This window comes from Arenibacter lacus (genome assembly GCF_008711145.1).
Classification (GTDB): Bacteria; Bacteroidota; Bacteroidia; order Flavobacteriales; family Flavobacteriaceae; genus Arenibacter; species Arenibacter amylolyticus.
Map to the genome: position 1 here is coordinate 1 of NZ_VVIN01000236.1, position 539 is coordinate 539.

At 48.4% G+C, this 539-nt stretch carries 1 protein-coding gene; it reads right to left on the reverse strand.

From position 1 onward, the window contains the following. Positions 1 to 88: 88 nt before the first annotated feature. Positions 89 to 539 (reverse strand): alpha/beta hydrolase (locus F1E73_RS17315; RefSeq protein WP_150452700.1); only part of this gene is annotated, 451 nt, incomplete at its 5' end.

A 539-nucleotide genomic window follows, 5' to 3' on the forward strand; every position in this document is an offset into this window, starting at 1 on the left:
TATGGCGTTAGACAGGAGTCTCGCTCGTTCCAAAAGCTAAGGCGAGAGCTAGTCGGTAGCAGTCGAAACCTAACAAACCTAGCGTGGATCAAGGTTTCAACCCAGTCATCCACCCTACCCATAGGTCGGTCCAGCCAGCTAAATGAGGATTCTCTAATCCCAAGGCAAAGCCATGGCCGCCAGTAGGGTAGATGTGCATTTCTGTAGGGACCTTATTTTTACGCAGCGCTTCATAGAAAAGGAGGCTGTTTTCTACGGGTACTGCAGTGTCATCCGACGCGTGGACCAAAAAAGTGGGCGGTGTCTCGGCCGTTACTTGTAACTCATTGGAAAAGTGATCTTTCAATTTTTGGGATGGATGCTCACCCAATAAATTCTTTCTAGATCCTCCATGGGTATTTATGTCGCCCATGCTTATCACTGGGTAGACAAGGGCCATAAAGTTGGGTTGTGCACTTAGTTGGTCAATGGCATCCTGTTTCGCATAAACCACTTCATTATAATGGGTGCCTAGGGTAGAGGCCAAATGCCCACCGGCA